Annotated in this window: 13 protein-coding genes; 5 read left to right on the top strand and 8 right to left on the bottom strand. The window is 64.7% G+C overall.

Going from position 1 to position 15035, the window contains the following annotated elements; translation table 11 throughout:
* Window positions 1-2: 2 nt before the first annotated feature.
* On the bottom strand, window positions 3-1445 hold the full coding sequence (locus CAL18_RS19360; protein WP_026639491.1) for an amidohydrolase family protein: 1443 nt from the start codon (window positions 1443-1445) through the stop codon (window positions 3-5).
* Between the two features lie 16 nt (window positions 1446-1461).
* Window positions 1462-2928 (bottom strand): dihydropyrimidinase, encoded by a 1467-nt coding sequence (gene hydA / locus CAL18_RS19355; RefSeq protein WP_094818538.1) that lies wholly within the window; start codon window positions 2926-2928, stop codon window positions 1462-1464.
* 239 nt (window positions 2929-3167) lie between these two features.
* Here hydA and CAL18_RS19350 point away from each other — a divergent pair, with 239 nt between their 5' ends.
* Window positions 3168-3848 (top strand): GntR family transcriptional regulator, encoded by a 681-nt coding sequence (locus tag CAL18_RS19350; RefSeq protein WP_094818537.1) that lies wholly within the window; start codon window positions 3168-3170, stop codon window positions 3846-3848.
* Between the two features lie 40 nt (window positions 3849-3888).
* Here CAL18_RS19350 and CAL18_RS19345 read toward each other — a convergent pair whose 3' ends face one another.
* The 6 genes from CAL18_RS19345 to CAL18_RS19320 all read right to left on the bottom strand — a co-directional run bounded on the left by CAL18_RS19345 (window position 3889) and on the right by CAL18_RS19320 (window position 10439).
* Complete coding sequence (locus CAL18_RS19345; RefSeq protein ID WP_094795706.1) at window positions 3889-4227, bottom strand: DUF3325 domain-containing protein; 339 nt, start codon at window positions 4225-4227, stop codon at window positions 3889-3891.
* Window positions 4224-5819 carry a PepSY-associated TM helix domain-containing protein gene (locus CAL18_RS19340; RefSeq protein WP_249278439.1) on the bottom strand — a complete coding sequence of 532 codons (1596 nt, stop codon included), beginning with the start codon at window positions 5817-5819 and terminating at the stop codon, window positions 4224-4226. Before CAL18_RS19340 ends, CAL18_RS19345 begins: the two co-directional genes overlap by 4 nt.
* 40 nt (window positions 5820-5859) lie before the next feature.
* On the bottom strand, window positions 5860-6204 hold the full coding sequence (locus CAL18_RS19335; RefSeq protein WP_094795704.1) for a hypothetical protein: 345 nt from the start codon (window positions 6202-6204) through the stop codon (window positions 5860-5862).
* A gap of 11 nt (window positions 6205-6215) precedes the next feature.
* Entirely contained in the window at window positions 6216-8213 is a 1998-nt protein-coding gene (locus CAL18_RS19330; protein WP_094795703.1) for a ligand-gated channel protein, read from the bottom strand.
* A 394-nt stretch (window positions 8214-8607) separates the two neighbouring features.
* Window positions 8608-9429 (bottom strand): SAM-dependent methyltransferase, encoded by an 822-nt coding sequence (locus CAL18_RS19325; RefSeq protein WP_094818535.1) that lies wholly within the window; start codon window positions 9427-9429, stop codon window positions 8608-8610.
* Between the two features lie 200 nt (window positions 9430-9629).
* The gene (locus tag CAL18_RS19320) at window positions 9630-10439 is read right to left on the bottom strand and encodes a FadR/GntR family transcriptional regulator (protein ID WP_038852296.1); all 810 of its coding nucleotides are present in this window, start codon (window positions 10437-10439) and stop codon (window positions 9630-9632) included.
* Window positions 10440-10541: 102 nt separating this feature from the next.
* Here CAL18_RS19320 and CAL18_RS19315 point away from each other — a divergent pair, with 102 nt between their 5' ends.
* Genes CAL18_RS19315 through CAL18_RS19300 form a run of 4 tightly spaced genes read left to right on the top strand, consistent with a single transcriptional unit; the run spans window position 10542 to window position 15029 of the window.
* Entirely contained in the window at window positions 10542-11522 is a 981-nt protein-coding gene (locus tag CAL18_RS19315; RefSeq protein WP_094818534.1) for a 2-hydroxyacid dehydrogenase, read from the top strand.
* Between the two features lie 25 nt (window positions 11523-11547).
* Window positions 11548-13008 (top strand): NAD-dependent succinate-semialdehyde dehydrogenase, encoded by a 1461-nt coding sequence (locus CAL18_RS19310; protein ID WP_094795900.1) that lies wholly within the window; start codon window positions 11548-11550, stop codon window positions 13006-13008.
* A 29-nt stretch (window positions 13009-13037) separates the two neighbouring features.
* Entirely contained in the window at window positions 13038-13946 is a 909-nt protein-coding gene (locus CAL18_RS19305) for an NAD(P)-dependent oxidoreductase (protein ID WP_026639499.1), read from the top strand.
* A gap of 12 nt (window positions 13947-13958) precedes the next feature.
* A complete protein-coding gene (locus CAL18_RS19300; RefSeq protein WP_094818533.1) occupies window positions 13959-15029 on the top strand; it encodes a tartrate dehydrogenase in 1071 nt (356 codons plus the stop codon).
* Window positions 15030-15035: the final 6 nt, after the last annotated feature.

Here is a 15035-nt window from a genome sequence, read left to right as displayed (position 1 = left end):
GTTCAGACCACGTCGAACGACAGTGGCGACATTTCTTGTGCGGTGCGGCCGGCGACCAGATCGCGCTCGGGCACCAGCGCCTCGGCGCGGCGCTGGGCCTCGTCCACTTCGGCGGCGGCATTGCGGTAGTCCAGCGAGTCGACTTCGCCTTTGTGCACCACCCGCCGTCCATCGATGTAGACGGTATGCACGGCACGGTCGGCCGCCGCATACACCAGGCTGCGCACCGGGTCGCGCGACGGACGCATCAGATGGTGCGTCATGTCGACCATCACGATGTCGGCGCGGGCCCCGACCGCAATGCGGCCGATGTCGGTACGGCCCAGCGCCTGCGCGCCGCCGACGGTGGCGGCATGGAATACGTCGCCCGTCGTAGTGGCGCGGGGGGTCTGGGCCATCAGGCGCGCCAGGTATCCCACATGGCGCATTTCTTCGATCATGTTGTGCGGGTAAGTATCGGTGCCGATACCCAGGTTGATGCCGGCGCGGCGGTAGCGGCCGAAATCGCGCAATGCCATGCCGCGGCGCATGAATACGGTGGGGCAATGCGCGACGCTGGCGCCCGTTTCGGCCAGGATGGGCAGATCGGTGGCCGTGCTCCAATGGGTGTTGGGATGGTCATCGACGAAAATGCCGTGGCCGACGATGCTGGCGGGATCGAGCACCCCCAGGCTGTGCAGCCACTGCACCGGCGTCAGCCCATGGCGGCGGGTGATTTCGTGGAACTCCGGCAGCGATTGCGCCGCATGCGTCTGCCAGCCGATCTTGCGGCGGCGCGCTTCTGCATGGCTGTCGCGCAACAGGTCGGCCGTGCAGGTGTCGATCTGGGCGGGACACAGCATGCCTTCCAGCCGGCCCGACTCGTGCTTTTGCGCCAGCTCGATCAGCTGCAATGCGCGTTCCAGGCCTTGGTACCCCGCCTTTTCGTTCCACTCGTATTCCACCACGTGGCCGTTGCGCGTAAACCAGCGGGCCGAACGGAACATCGGCGTCACATAGGCGCGCAGGCCGCTCTTGGCCAGGATGTCGATCCATTGCTCATGGGCGACCGACATATCGACCACCGTCGTCACGCCCGACATCAGCAGTTCGGCACAGGCCAGGGTCAACTGGTGCGGCGCCGCCTCGTCGTCGCCCTCCATCGTGGGCATGTACTCGTACAAGTTGGAGTTGTACAACCCGGCCGAACCGGTTTCGTCGGTATAGCCCTTGTTGATGGGCTCGTGCACCAGGTGGCTGTGGATGTCGACCAGGCCCGGCATGACCATCATGCCGCGTCCGTCCACCATTTCGCAGTCGGGCCCGGCGGCATAGCCAGGGCCGACATGGACGATCTGGCCGTCACGGAACGCAACGTCGGTATTGCGCATATAGACGTGGCTCTGGCGGGAGTCGTCCCAGGCCACGACGGTGTCGGCATTCTGGATCAGGGTGGTGGCAGTCACGTTCAATACTCCAGGTTCAGGATGCAAGCGCTGCCTGCAGCCAGGTACGGTGGCCCGGCGCGCGGGCGCCTATCGGAAACAGTGAAGGCAGGCCGCGCGGCAGGAACTGGCCGCCGCCCGGCGTGCCGGTAAAGGCTTGGCCGTCCCAGACGACCTGCCCGCGCAAGAGCGTCAGGCCCGGCCAGGCGCGCAGGCGCCGGCCGGCATAAGGGGTGTAGTCGACGGCGTGATGCAGGTGCGCGTTGTCGAGCACGAAGTCGCGCTCGTCCCACACAACCAGGTCGGCGTCGGCGCCGACTGCCAGTGTTCCCTTGCGCGGATACAGCCCGTACGCGCGCGCAGGGCCGGTGCTTGTCAGCTCGACGAATTTGTTCAGGCTGATGCGACCGCCCAGCACGCCTTCGGAATACAACAGCGGCATCCGAGTTTCGATGCCGGGGATGCCGTTGGGAATATGACGGAAGGCGACTTCTGCGCCCCCCGGCGTCTTGCCGTCTTCGCCGTGAAGGTTGAACGGCGAGTGGTCGGACGAGAACACCTGGAACAGGCCGTCGGCCAGCCCCTGCCATATCTGCTGTTGCGAAGCGGCGTCGCGGGGTGGCGGGCTGCATACACAGCGCGCGCCGTGATAACTGTCGTCGATGCCCAGGTCTTCGGCTGTCAGGAACAGGTACTGCGGGCAGGTTTCAGCATTGATGTTCAGGCCGGCGGCGCGGGCTTCGCGGATCTGGTCTACCGCCTGGCCGCCCGATATGTGCACCAGCAGCACAGGCACGTCCACCAGTTCGGCCATCGCAATGGCGCGGTGCGCGCCTTCGCGCTCGACCAGCGCCGGCCGCGACCAGCCGTGAAAGCGCGGCGCCAGGCGGCCAGCCGCTTCCAGCCGCTCGGTCAGCCACGCAATGCAGTCGGCGTTCTCGGCATGAATCATGGGCATGCCGCCGTGGCGCCGCACCGCGTCGAGCACATCCAGGATCTGGCGGTCGGAGAGCCTGAGGCTCTCGTACGTCATGTATAGCTTGAACGAGGTATATCCGGCTGCGATCAGTCGGGGCAACTCGTCGTCCAGCACCGCCGGCGTCGGGTCTGTAAGGATGAGGTGAAAGCCGTAGTCGACGCATGCCTTGCCGTGCGCGCGCCGATGGTAGTCGTCAATGGCTGCTTGCAGGCTTGCGCCCTTCTGCTGTGCCGCGAAGGGGATGATCGTGGTTGTGCCGCCGCACGCTGCCGATCGGGTGCCGGTAAGAAAATCGTCGGCCAGCCGCACCGGGGGAGCCATGGGCTGGTCCAGGTGACAGTGGGTATCGATGCCCCCGGGCGTGACCACGCGCCCCCCGGCGTCGATTTCCTGGCGGCCCGCCGGCAGATCCAGGCCGATCTGGGCAATACGGCCATGCCGCACCCCCAGGTCAGCCCGGTATGTGTCGCTGGCCGTCGCCAGGACGGCATTGCGCAGGACGAGATCGAAGGCCGCTGAGGTCATCCGCTTCCGTGAGGCGTGAGGGGCCATCCCCTCGTTGCTGAATCAACTACAGCGCTATTCTATGACTGACAACAATAATGCTTACATTAGTGTTAACCCGATATAAAACAAAAACGTCGAAAAATATCTACAATTCGGATGCTGATGTACACGCGGCCGGCCGCGCCATTCGGGGCGCGTTGGTCTAAGCTGCGAAAAATGCCTCAAGCGCCTACGTCTAAGACCTTCCCCAAGCATCCATGACTTCAGAAAAACGAGAAAGCACTGTCAACGAGATCCATGAGCGCGTGTATTCGGCGGTGCTGGACAACCGCCTCAAGCCCGGCACGAAATTAGTAGAAGAAAGACTCGCCGAGATTTTCTCGGTCAGCCGCCCGCGCATCCGCGAGGTGCTTGCGCGCTTGGCGCACGAGCAAGTGGTCGAGCTCATCCCGCAACGGGGCGCGTTCGTCGCCAAGCCCACGATCGAGAAAGCAAAAGACGTGTTCGAGGCTCGGCGCATCATTGAACCGGCAGTGGTGCGCCGCCTGACGGCCAACCTGACGCCCGAGAAGCTGCAGCGGCTGCGCGAGCACGCCATCCTTGAACAAGCCGCGCGCGAACGCAACGACAAGCGCGCCATCGTGCGGCTGGCCGGCGAGTTCCACATTGTGCTGAGCGAGCTGGCCGGCAACCTGGAGCTCGCGCGCATGATGCGCGAACTGTCCACCCAGACCTGCCTGGTGATTTTCCTCTACAACCTGCCCACGGCCACCAGCTGCCGCCACGACGAACACTCGCTCATCATCGATGCCATCGAAGCCGGCGACGCCAAGCGCGCCGAGGCGCTGACGCTGCAGCACCTGGCGCACATCGAACAAAGCTGCACACTCGAACCGCCCGAAGAAATCGTCGACCTGGAAGACGTGTTCAAGAGTTGAGGCCGCCACAGGCCGTGCCCGCGCCCTCGCGGCGCGGCCGTCAACGCGCCATGGCAAACAGGCAGGGCAGCGCCATGGCGGCACATGCGGCCGCCAGCCAACCCAGGCGATGCGCCATGTAGCTCAGCCACAGCACAACGGCCAGCGCGGAAAACGTCAGCACACCCACCCAGTAGCTGACCATATTGCTCAAGACACCGCCAGGCAGGCACACAGCCAGGCCAAGACCCAGCATCGCCCAGCCTGCTGCGGCCGCGACGCGGCTGCGCGGCTGGCCAAGTTCCTTGCCGAATATCTGTTCTTGGTGTCGGGGCATGGAAGCAGCCAGGGCGATGAATCCCAGCGTGCACACGCACCACGCAAGCAGAAAGAAGCTCATGCGGCGCCCCCTGCAGTGGCGGCGGCAGGCACGGCCTTGCGCGCCAGCACACCCTGGTGCAGCCGCAGCCTGCGCCAGGCAAAGGCGAAGACGGCCGCAAAAACCAAGGCCGCAAGATCGAACGAGGCGATCATCCACTGCCCGTGCGACATGGCATGCCATACCGGGGTGCCGCCGGTCAGGGCATTCAGCGCGGGCAAGCTGGCGTAGGCAAGGCCGGCCACCAGCAACAGGTCCAGCCAGGCCCGGCGGTTGGGGCGCACGCCCGCATACAACAGCGTTGCCAGCCAGACCACAAAAAATACGTGGATCTCGCGTTCGGCGCGCCCCGCCATATCGGCCGGCAATATCCGGTTAGCGTAGAAGTAGGCCGCGCAGGCAATGGGCAGGCCCACAATGGCGGCGGCATTGGTCGCCTCTACCAGGCGATAGCCGAACGACTTGCCGCCGCGCTTTTGCTGCTGAGGCAAGCGCTTTACGCACCACAGCACCAGGCCGGTGGCGACCATGACACTGCCCACGATGCCGGAAAGAAACAACAGCCACCGCAAGGCTGCGTCGACGCCGCGGCCCTCATGCAGGGTGGTCAGCACGTTGTACGTGGCCATGGGCACCGAAGGCCCGGACGCGGCCGCGCCGCTGTCCGGGACCCGGGCGCCGGTCACGCCGTCGTAGCGCAGGCTCGGGTACACGTTGCGCGTGGCCACGCCCGCGCTATGCAGCGCACGCAACTCAATCTGTGCCTGGCTGGTATTGGGCGCAATGATGTTGATGGAGCCGACCGGATTATCTTGCCATGCCGCGTGCGCGTCGGCCAGGATGGGCGCCAGCGGGGCCAGCTCCGCGGGCGACGACGTTGGCGGGTTCGGTCGCGCGCCCTGCCCCGCCGCCGTCAGCACGGCGCGATTCTGGTCTTGCAGGAACTGGATGCGGCTGTCGTAGAGCTGCGTTACGCCCCACGGCATGATGGTGAACATCAGCAGCAGCAGGCCGCTGAAGGTGATCATGATGTGAAAAGGCAATGCCAGCACCGCCGTCGCGTTGTGCGCGTCCAGCCAGGAACGCTGGCCCTTGCCGCGCCGGAAGGTAAAGAAATCGGCGAAGATCTTCTTGTGCGTAATGATGCCGCTGATGATGGATACGAACATCAGCAATGTGGCGATGCCCACGATCCAGCGCGCCCATATCCGCGGCAAACCGTACAGCTCGAAATGGAAGCGGTACAGGAAGGCGCCCCCGCGAGTCTCGCGGCTTTGCAGCTGCTGGCCGGTGGCGCTGTCCAGCGTGATGCGCGTGCCGCCACGGCGGGCGCGCGGGTCTTCGTCCTGGCCTCGCACCGTCACCACTGTGGTATTGGAACGTTCATTGGGCAGCTGGATCAGCCAGCTGCCTGCATCGGCATGGTGCTTCTGCAAGTAGTCCACGGCAACTTCTGCCTGCCGAGCCGGGCTCGCCGGCGGCACGGACCGATGCAGTTCCGGTTTCATCCATACCGTTATTTCCGGATAGAAAAAGCTCAAGGTGCCGGTCAGGAATATCGCGAACAGCAGCCAGCCCAGCAGCAGGCTGGACCACGTATGCAGCCACGACATCGATTGCCGCGGGCCTTCGGGTTTCAAGTCTGGGCGCAACTCAGCCTCCGGCCAATTTGAAGATGGCGAGCATAAGCGCGCCGAATACCACAATGCCCAGGGTGGCCTTGAGCGTGCTGCGCACCATGAATACCCAGATGAATGCGGCGGTCTGTATCGAAAAAGCGGCCAGCGTGGCGCTCATGGCTGCGCTGCCCCGATATCCGGAAAAAGCCGTCGCGATCGCCATGGCGCCGAAGCTGCCACAGGCGTAGCCGCCCGCCAGGGCCAGGACAAAGCGGTACAACACAGCCACGCGGTAACGCATCGGCAGCCCGGTGGCCGCAGGCTTGCGCGCCGCCGCGGCCCCTGCCGCGGCAGGGGCTTGCGGAAGGTTCGACATCATATGTGGCGCTATCAGAACCGGATGTCCATGGCCAGCCAGAGGCGACGCCCGTCCTCGACGAATTGGTAATCGTCGTAGGTGACCGTCTTGTCGAACAGGTTATAGATACCCGCACGCAGCACTACGTTCTTGTTTACGTTATATGAGCCGCCCAGATCCACGAAGGTATACGACGGCGCCACAAACGGCTCGCCCGACGACGGCGTGGTGGTGGGGTCGCTTTCCTTGCCGCGGAACTGCAGGCGCGTCCACAGATTCAGGTCCGAAGTCGCCTGCCAATCCAGGCCGACGTTGAACATGTGCTTGGGCAACTGGTTCAGCGGCTGCCCTGCGTACTCGCCCGATTTCTGCTTCGAGTACGTGTAGGTGTATGCCGAGTTCAAGGTGATGGTCTCGGTCAGGGGCGCCGTCAGGCTGGCTTCTACGCCACGCGTAACGGCGTTGTCCACGTTGGCATAGGTGGTGGGCGAGCGGCCAAAGCGGTTCGGGGGCCCGCATTCCGGGCAAGGCACGCGAGTGATCTTGTCTTCGAACTTGTTGTCAAACAGCGTCAGGCCGGCTTGCAGGCCATTGTCGGCGTTGTACAGCACGCCGATTTCCTTGGTCAGGGATTTTTCCGGCTGAAGATCCGGGTTTCCGTAGCGGTCGCCGCCGCGGCTGGACGCGCCCCAGTTCGGGATCGTCTGGCGGATGTTCGGCGCCTTGAAGCCCGTGGACACCCCGCCCTTGACCGTCCAGTTGTCGTTGAGGTGATACACGCCGTACAGGCGCGGCGACCAATGCGAGCCGGCGGTTTTTTCCTTGTCCCAGCGCAGCCCCGCCGTCAGCGCGAAGTCGTCGGTAATGCGCCATTCATCTTCGGCAAAAAAGGCGTACTGCCAGCGGTCGGCCGTGGACAGGTCCGAGATCGTGTTGGACGTCGAATCGTCCAGCTCGTTCTTTTCGTAGTATGCGCCGAACACCGTCGTATGGCGGTCGAACAGATAAGTGAAATTGCTGCTGGCGATCGTGTTCACGATCGTCATTTCGCGCGTGACGTTGTGGGTGCGCTCGCGTTGAACATAGGAATCCGTAAGCAGATTGGGCGTCCAGCGGCCGTTGTGACTGAGCGCATAGCGCTGGCGCTCGAAGTCGCGCAGGCTGTCTTCGTCATTGGTCTCCGGATCCAGCGTCCTGCCCAGGTTGGATTCGAATCGCTGCTTGTAGTCTTCCGCCTCAAGCACGATGTCGTGGTCCTTGGTCGGCGTCAACGCAAGCTTGACTGTGCCGCCCATATTGCGGGCCTTGTTGTAGCCTTCGTAGACGTGGTCTTCGTCACGATGCGTGTACACGCCATAGATGCTCAGGCCCAGCAGGTCGCTCTTGATGGGGCCGCTGAGATAAAAATTGCCCTGGTGCTCGTCGCCCGAACGCGAATGTTGCTGGATGGTCGTCTCCGCGCGTATGGCGCCGTTCCATTCTTTGGCAACCTTGCGCGTAATGATATTGACCACGCCGCCCATGGCGTCCGACCCATACAAAGAAGACATCGGGCCGCGCACGACTTCGATACGCTCGATGGCCGACAGCGGCGGCGCCCAGCTCTGATCGGTGCCCGTGCTGCCGTTGGCCTGCGTTTCGCGGGTATTGGTGCGCTTGCCATCCACCAGAATCAGCGTGTAGGCCGACCCCATGCCGCGCAGGCTGATATCGCCCCGGCCGTTATTGTCGCCATTGGACGTAATGATCACGCCCGGAATATCACGCAACGCGTCGTTCAGGTCGCGATAGTTGCCCTGTTCCAGCTTCTGGCGCGGAATCACGCTGATCGACGCCGGTGCGTCCACGACGTTCTGCTCGAAGCCGCTGGCGGTAACCACTACGCTTTCCATTTCGGCAACGGGGGCGTTCGACTCGGCCGCCTGGGCGGGCGCCGCCACGGATGTTCCGAACAGGATGGCAGCAGCCAGCGCTTTCATCGGCGCACCAGCCACGGCACGGGGCCACGCGTAGTCAGGCGGGGGATACATGCAACACTCCAGTAAATAACGGGGACGAAGCATCAGCCGTACGTTGAAACGCATCGAAGCAGGCCGATTGCTTCAGTTTTTAGTCAGAAAAGTTCGACGCAAAGGATAACCATTCTCGTTTTCGATATCGGCCGAGAGATGCGTCCCCGAAATTGACTGAAACAACTGTTTTGACGAAGCTGGAACTTCGCCCCAAGGCATATCGGCCGAGCGCCTACGGCCCGGCGGCAACGCCTGGATCAGGAAAAGAAATGAACAGAGCGGCGGTCGCGCGCGCGCACCACTGATGGGTGCCGGTCTGCGCCCGGCGTATCGTCCGTACCGCCCGCTGTCTGGCCTGGTGGTTACCTTTGGCGCGCGGCCCACGCCAAAGGTGGATCGGCATGCCCCTGCATCAGCTTCCGGCGCGCGTCGCAGTCCAGGGCTTGCCGCCTACCGTGCCTTGCATCTGTTGGCCGGACACCCGCCCCGTATAGGTCTGCGCGCCGGCGCTGAATTCGATATGTTCGCCATTCAGGCGGGCGGCGGTAATGGGGATGGCATTGCCTCCATCGCGCAGGGTGCCTGTGAGCTTCTGGAAAGTCTGGTCCAGCACGAGTTCTTTGCCGTCCATGGTCCATCGTCCGGCTACCTTTGCCGGCACGACCCATTTGTAGGCGCTGCAATATGCCGAACAGTCCTGCGCGGACACGGTCTCGTCGGGCTCCCAGTCGTCCATGGTGAACGAATTGGACACGATGCGGGTGCCGGGCTTCATGTCGAGCAAGGTGGGACGCAGCTTCAGATTCAGGGCGGGCAACAGGAACAGCGTAACCACCGTGGCATCCGAGAAATCGGATTTGAAGATGTCGCCATGTTCGAACGTCGCCTTGTCGGTTACGCCCGCATCGCGCGCGGCGCGCTTGGCCAGCGCCACCATGTCGGGGTTGAACTCTATGCCGCGCGCGGTGGCGCCACGCTGCGCGGCCGTGATCACGGTGCGCCCGTCGCCGCTGCCCAGGTCCACCAGGCGGTCTTGCGGGGTAAGCTCGGCCATATCCAGCATGCGGTCCACCAGCGATTGCGGCGTGGGAACCCACACGACGTCCTTGCCCGACTGGCCAACGGTGGGCTGGTAGGCCGCAACCCCGGCCGGCTGGGCCAGGGCTGCGGCATTGCCATGCAGCGCGAAGGCGCAAACCACAGCCGCAGCCACGGACTTATGTACGCGTTTCATCGATTCTCTCCTCAGACACGGTTGCTGCACGAAGAAATATCGTTGCGCCTCGGCGCTGCCGCCCGGTAGCGCATGCCGGCGCTGAGGACAGCGATCGATCGTAGCCGGGCGGACATAAAGCGTAAATCACCCGGTTGTTTCGAGACGTACGCCCTCGTGAGCAGCATGCGGAAACCCCGGTTCCCGCACGCAGTACGGCATCAGGAGTCTGCCGGATCGGCCGTGCCCCGTATCGTGGCGGCCAGGCGCGTGCGGGCCAGGCGGCGGGCGGCGGCGCTGCTGGCGCCCTTCCAGTAACCCGGGTCCACATTCTCGATACGCTGGGCCGTGCTTTGCATGTGGCGGAATGCGGCGACCCGTGCGGCTTGCACATCGCGATGCTCGATGGCCCAGCGTATGGCCTCGTGCTCGGCCCGCACGTCTTCCGCAAGCGCAGCCTGGCGAGCTTCGTTGCCGCGGGTGACGCGGATGGCGTCGCGCAATGCCCGCGTCAGCATGCCCAGCAGCTCGGCGTAATGCGGGTTGTCGGTGGCGCGCGCGATGGCCAGATGAAAGGCCAGGTCTTCTTCCACGCCATCGCCGCCCGCGCTTACCGCGTTGTCGATATTGATCAGGGCGCGGTTGATGAGCGCCATTTGCTGCGCCGTGCGCCGTTCGGCGGCCAGGGCGGCCATTTCGGCTTCAATGCCGCGACGCAGCTCCAGGATGCGCAGCACCCCGCGGGCAAGATCCTCGTCCGGCTTGCCCAGTCGGAAAGCATCGCTCGCGCCGCGCGGCAGTACCACCGTTCCACTGCCCTGGCGTGTTTCCACCAAGCCCTCGGACTTCAGCCGGGCGATGGCCTCGCGGACCACCGTGCGGCTGACGCCGTATTCCTCGGTCATGATTTTTTCGGTGGGCAGCCGGGCATTGACCGGATAGGCGCCGCTACGGATCTGGCGCGCCAGCATATCGGTGACGCGGTCGGCAAGCGTGCCTTCAGAGTCGGGCTGGAAATCGTGATCGTGCATGGCGTCGCCTGAAAACATGCCGCGATACTAGCAGCAGTAAATTCGCTTGACAAATTTGTCATATAAATTGACAGTATAAAAAACAACGGAGACAAGCCGACAATGCCTCAAGGTGCTCACAGACCCCAGGCGTATCTGTGCCGGCGCTTCACCCCAGGGGTAGAGGCCGCGCTGCGCGAGCGGTACGGGCTACGCGTCAACGAAGACGACAGCATTCTTTCCCGCGACCAGATCGTGCGCGCGGCGCAAGGCGCACAGGTGCTGTTCGTAACGGCCACCGAACCCATCAACGCAGACGTGCTGCGCAGCCTGGCCGGCACGCTGCGCTACGTGGCCACGCTATCCGTCGGCCATGACCACATCGACCTGGCCGCCGCGCACGAACTTGGCATCCAGGTGCTGCACACGCCCGACGTCCTGAGCGTTGCCTGTTCCGAAATCGCCATGATGCTGATGCTCAACGCCTGCCGGCGCGGCTACGAGGCCGACCGCCTGGTGCGCAGCGGGCAGTGGCACGGCTGGAGCCCGACGCAGCTGCTTGGAAAAGGCCTGGCCGGCCGGCGCGCGGCCATCTTCGGCATGGGCCGGATCGGCCGCGAAATCGCAGCGCGCGCCCGCGCTTTCGGCATGGAAATCCATTACCACAACCGCAGGCGCCTGCCGCCCGACCAGGAAGGCGGGGCCGTCTACCACGCGAGCCTGGCCGGCCTGCTGCGGGTGGCCGACGTGCTGGTCATTGCGGCGCCCGGCGCGCCGCAGCTCAAGGGCGTCATCAACGCGGACGCCATTGCCCTCATGCCGCCGCAGTCCGTGCTGGTGAACATTTCCCGCGGCGACCTGGTTGACGACGACGCCCTGATCGCGGCGCTGGAATCGCGCCGGCTTTTTGCCGCGGGGCTGGACGTCTTTGCCAACGAACCGCGCATCGACGCCCGCTATCGCGGACTCGACAACGTCTTTCTGTCGCCGCACATCGGCAGCGCCACGCTCGAGACGCGCGACGCGATGGGGTGGCTGCTGATAGACGGACTCGACGCGCTGTACCGGGGCAGCAAACCCGGCAATCTGCTTGAACCCCGCTGATTCCTCCATACCCACAGACACCATGATGAAACTGAACAGACCTTCCCTTTTTCGCCAGCAATGCCATGTAGACGGCGCCTGGGTCGATTCCTCCGACGGAAAGACCATTGACGTCGTGAACCCCGCCGACGGGTCCGTGCTGGGCAGCGTGCCCGCCATGACGCAGCACGACGTGCGCGAGGCTATCGCCGCCGCCGACCGCGCCCTGCCGGCCTGGCGCGCCCAGTCTGCCAAGCAGCGATCGCAGTGCATCCGCCGCTGGTTCGATTTGTGCATGCAGCACCAGGAGGACCTGGCCACTCTGCTCACCCTGGAGCAGGGCAAGCCGCTGAAGGAATCGCGAGGCGAGATCGCCTACGGCTCGTCCTTCCTGGAGTGGTTTGCGGAAGAGGCCAAGCGTGTATACGGCGACGTTATCCCCGCGGCCACAGCCGACCGGCGCATTGTGGTGATCAAACAGCCCGTGGGCGTGGTGGCCGCCATCACGCCATGGAACTTTCCCAATGCCATGATCACCCGCAAGGCCGGGGCGGCGCTGGCTGCCGGGTGCACCATCGTCATCAAGCCGGCCACCGCAACGCCGTATTCGGCGCTGGCCCTGGCGGAGCTTGCGGCCGAGGCCGGCATCCCGGCCGGCGTGCTCAACGTCGTTACGGGCAAGTCCGATGTGGTGGGCGGTGAACTGACCGGCAACCCCATCGTGCGCAAGCTGTCGTTTACCGGATCCACCAGCGTGGGCAAGCAGCTGATGGAGCAATGCGCCGGCACCATGAAGAAGGTATCGATGGAACTGGGCGGCAACGCGCCCTTCATCGTGTTCGACGACGCCGACCTGGACCTGGCCGTGGCCGGAGCCATGGCGTCCAAATTCAGGAACGCGGGCCAGACATGCGTATGTGCCAACCGCATCTTCGTACAGGACGGCGTCTACGATGAATTTTCCCGGCGCCTGCAGCAGGCGGTGCAGGCCTTGCGCGTGGGCGACGGGCTGGAAGAAACGGTTGACATCGGCCCGCTTATCGACCGGGCCGCGGTCGACAAGGTGCGCGAGCATATCGATGATGCGGTTTCGGGCGGCGCCCGCATACTGACCGGGGGCCGTGAGCACGCCCTGGGCGGCCTGTTCTTCGAGCCATCCATTCTGGTGGATGTGCCTCGCCACGCAAAGCTGATGCAGGAAGAAACCTTTGGCCCCGTGGCGCCGCTGATCCGCTTCAGCAACGAAGACGAGGCCGTGGCGCTGGCCAACGACACCCCGTTCGGCCTGGCCGCGTACTTCTATACCTCGAACTACGCGCGCGCCTGGCGCGTGGCCGAATCGCTCGAAACGGGCATCGTCGGGCTCAACGAAGGAATCATCTCGACCGAGCTCGCGCCCTTCGGCGGCATCAAGGAATCGGGCGTGGGCCGCGAAGGGTCCAAGTACGGCGTGGATGACTACGTCGAAATCAAATACATCTGCGCGGGCGGGCTTGGACCCCGGTAAGCGCTTTCCACTACTGACGGAAGAATTCCATGAGCGAACAAAAGCGCAATATCGGCCTGATCGGCGCGGGTTTGATGGGGTCGGGCATCGCCGCCAGCCTGCTGCGGGCCGGCTATCCGCTGACCGTGCTGGAGCATCCCGGCAACCAGCCGCTGGACACGCTGATCGGCGCGGGCGCCAGGACCTGCGCCGACGCGCGCGAACTCGCCGGCCAGGTCGACGTCCTGATCCTGTGCGTGACGGGCAGCCCGCAGGTCGAAGCGGTACTGCTTGGCGATGACGGCGCCCTGCAAGGGTTGCGGGCGGGAAGCACGATCATCGACTGCTCGACCGCCATTCCTTCTTCGACGCTGAAGATCGCCAAGGCGGTGCACGCGGCGGGCGGGCGCTTTCTTGATGCGCCCATGACCCGCACGCCCAAAGAGGCGGCCGAAGGCCGGCTCAACCTGATCGTGGGCGGCGCGCGCGAGGTATTCGAAGATTGCCTGCCGGTGCTGCAAAGCTACGCCGAGAACATCGCGTACGCCGGCGACGTGGGCTCGGGCCACAAAATGAAGCTGCTGCACAACTACGTGTCGCTCGGCTTCTCGGCCGTGCTGGCCGAGGCGGCCGCCTGCGCCCGGCTGTCCGGCGCAGATGCCCAGGCATTCTGCGACATTCTGGCCGCGGGCGGCGGCAACAGCGTGGTGCTCACCCGCCTGCGGCCCTATATCGAATCGGGCGATCCGTCGGGTTTCCGCTTCTCGGTGTCCAACGCATTGAAGGACATGGGCTATTACTGCACCATGACCGAAGAACAAGGGGCGCAGGGCGAACTTGCACGGGCGATCCGCGCGCTATACGCCGACGCCGCGCAGGCCGGACTCGACCAGGCGCCCGTGCCACAGCTGGTAGACCATATCGCCGGCGGTCCGCCCACCGGCGGTCCCGCAGCCTGACCGCGAGGCCCCATGCGCGAAAACACCTACACCATCTCGGTCGTGCCCGGCGACGGCATCGGCAACGAAGTCGTGCCCGCCGCCTTGCGCGTGCTGGATGCGGTCAGCGCCCTGCATGGCTTCAATCTTGCGTATCGCCACTACGACTGGAGCTGCGAAACCTACAAGGCCACCGGCAAGATGATGCCCGACGATGGCATCGAACGGCTGCGCGACAGCGACGCCATCTTCCTGGGCGCGGTGGGGTTCCCGGGCGTGCCGGACCACGTGTCGCTGTGGAATCTGCTGATTCCCATCCGCCGCGAGTTCGACCAGTACGTGAACCTGCGGCCCGTACGACTGCTGCCGGGTGTGCCGTGCCCCCTGGCCAACGCCGCACAGCGCAAGATCGATTTCTGGATCGTGCGCGAAAACACCGAAGGCGAGTATTCGCAAGTCGGCGGACGCATGTTCGCGGGTACCGAGCACGAGTTCGTCACGCAGGAAGCGATCTTCACGCGGCGCGGCACCGACCGCATTCTGCACTATGCGTTCCAGCTCGCGCAGCGCCTGGGACGCAACCACGTGACGTCGGCCACCAAGTCCAACGGCATCTACCATTCCATGCCATTCTGGGACGAGCGCTTTGCCGCCGTGGCCCGGCAGTACCCGGATGTGGCCATCGACCAATATCACATCGACATTCTTGCCGCGCGGTTCGTCATGTCGCCGGAGCGCTTCGATGTGGTGGTGGGATCGAATCTGTTTGGCGACATTCTGTCCGACCTGGGGCCCGGCGTGACGGGGACCATTGCCGTGGCGCCCAGCGCCAATATCAACCCCGAACGCAAGCATCCGTCCATGTTCGAACCCGTGCACGGCTCGGCGCCCGATATCGCCGGCAAGGGCATCGCCAACCCCGTCGGGCAGATCTGGTCGGCCGCCATGATGCTGGATCACCTGGGCCAGGCGGAAGCGGCCGGCGCCATCATGCGCGCCATAGAGGGCGCGCTGGCCGCCGACGACCGCGAAGTCACGCCCGACCTTGGCGGGCGGGCCGGCACCGATGCATTTACCGCGCAGATCCTGCGCCATCTCGGCTAAGCGCCC

This window comes from Bordetella genomosp. 7, assembly GCF_002261415.1.
Classification (GTDB): Bacteria; Pseudomonadota; Gammaproteobacteria; order Burkholderiales; family Burkholderiaceae_B; genus Bordetella_A.
This window is presented reverse-complemented; position numbering and strand designations above follow the sequence as displayed.

Coding starts and splice junctions, on each gene's coding strand:
- CAL18_RS19330 (WP_094795703.1), bottom strand. CDS start 8,213: ATGTATCCCCCGCCTGACTACGCGTGGCCCCGTGCCGTGGCTGGTGCG.
- CAL18_RS19350 (WP_094818537.1), top strand. CDS start 3,168: ATGACTTCAGAAAAACGAGAAAGCACTGTCAACGAGATCCATGAGCGC.
- hydA (WP_094818538.1), bottom strand. CDS start 2,928: ATGACCTCAGCGGCCTTCGATCTCGTCCTGCGCAATGCCGTCCTGGCG.
- CAL18_RS19325 (WP_094818535.1), bottom strand. CDS start 9,429: ATGAAACGCGTACATAAGTCCGTGGCTGCGGCTGTGGTTTGCGCCTTC.
- CAL18_RS19315 (WP_094818534.1), top strand. CDS start 10,542: ATGCCTCAAGGTGCTCACAGACCCCAGGCGTATCTGTGCCGGCGCTTC.
- CAL18_RS19300 (WP_094818533.1), top strand. CDS start 13,959: ATGCGCGAAAACACCTACACCATCTCGGTCGTGCCCGGCGACGGCATC.
- CAL18_RS19305 (WP_026639499.1), top strand. CDS start 13,038: ATGAGCGAACAAAAGCGCAATATCGGCCTGATCGGCGCGGGTTTGATG.
- CAL18_RS19310 (WP_094795900.1), top strand. CDS start 11,548: ATGAAACTGAACAGACCTTCCCTTTTTCGCCAGCAATGCCATGTAGAC.
- CAL18_RS19320 (WP_038852296.1), bottom strand. CDS start 10,439: ATGCACGATCACGATTTCCAGCCCGACTCTGAAGGCACGCTTGCCGAC.
- CAL18_RS19340 (WP_249278439.1), bottom strand. CDS start 5,819: ATGTCGTGGCTGCATACGTGGTCCAGCCTGCTGCTGGGCTGGCTGCTG.
- CAL18_RS19345 (WP_094795706.1), bottom strand. CDS start 4,227: ATGAGCTTCTTTCTGCTTGCGTGGTGCGTGTGCACGCTGGGATTCATC.
- CAL18_RS19335 (WP_094795704.1), bottom strand. CDS start 6,204: ATGATGTCGAACCTTCCGCAAGCCCCTGCCGCGGCAGGGGCCGCGGCG.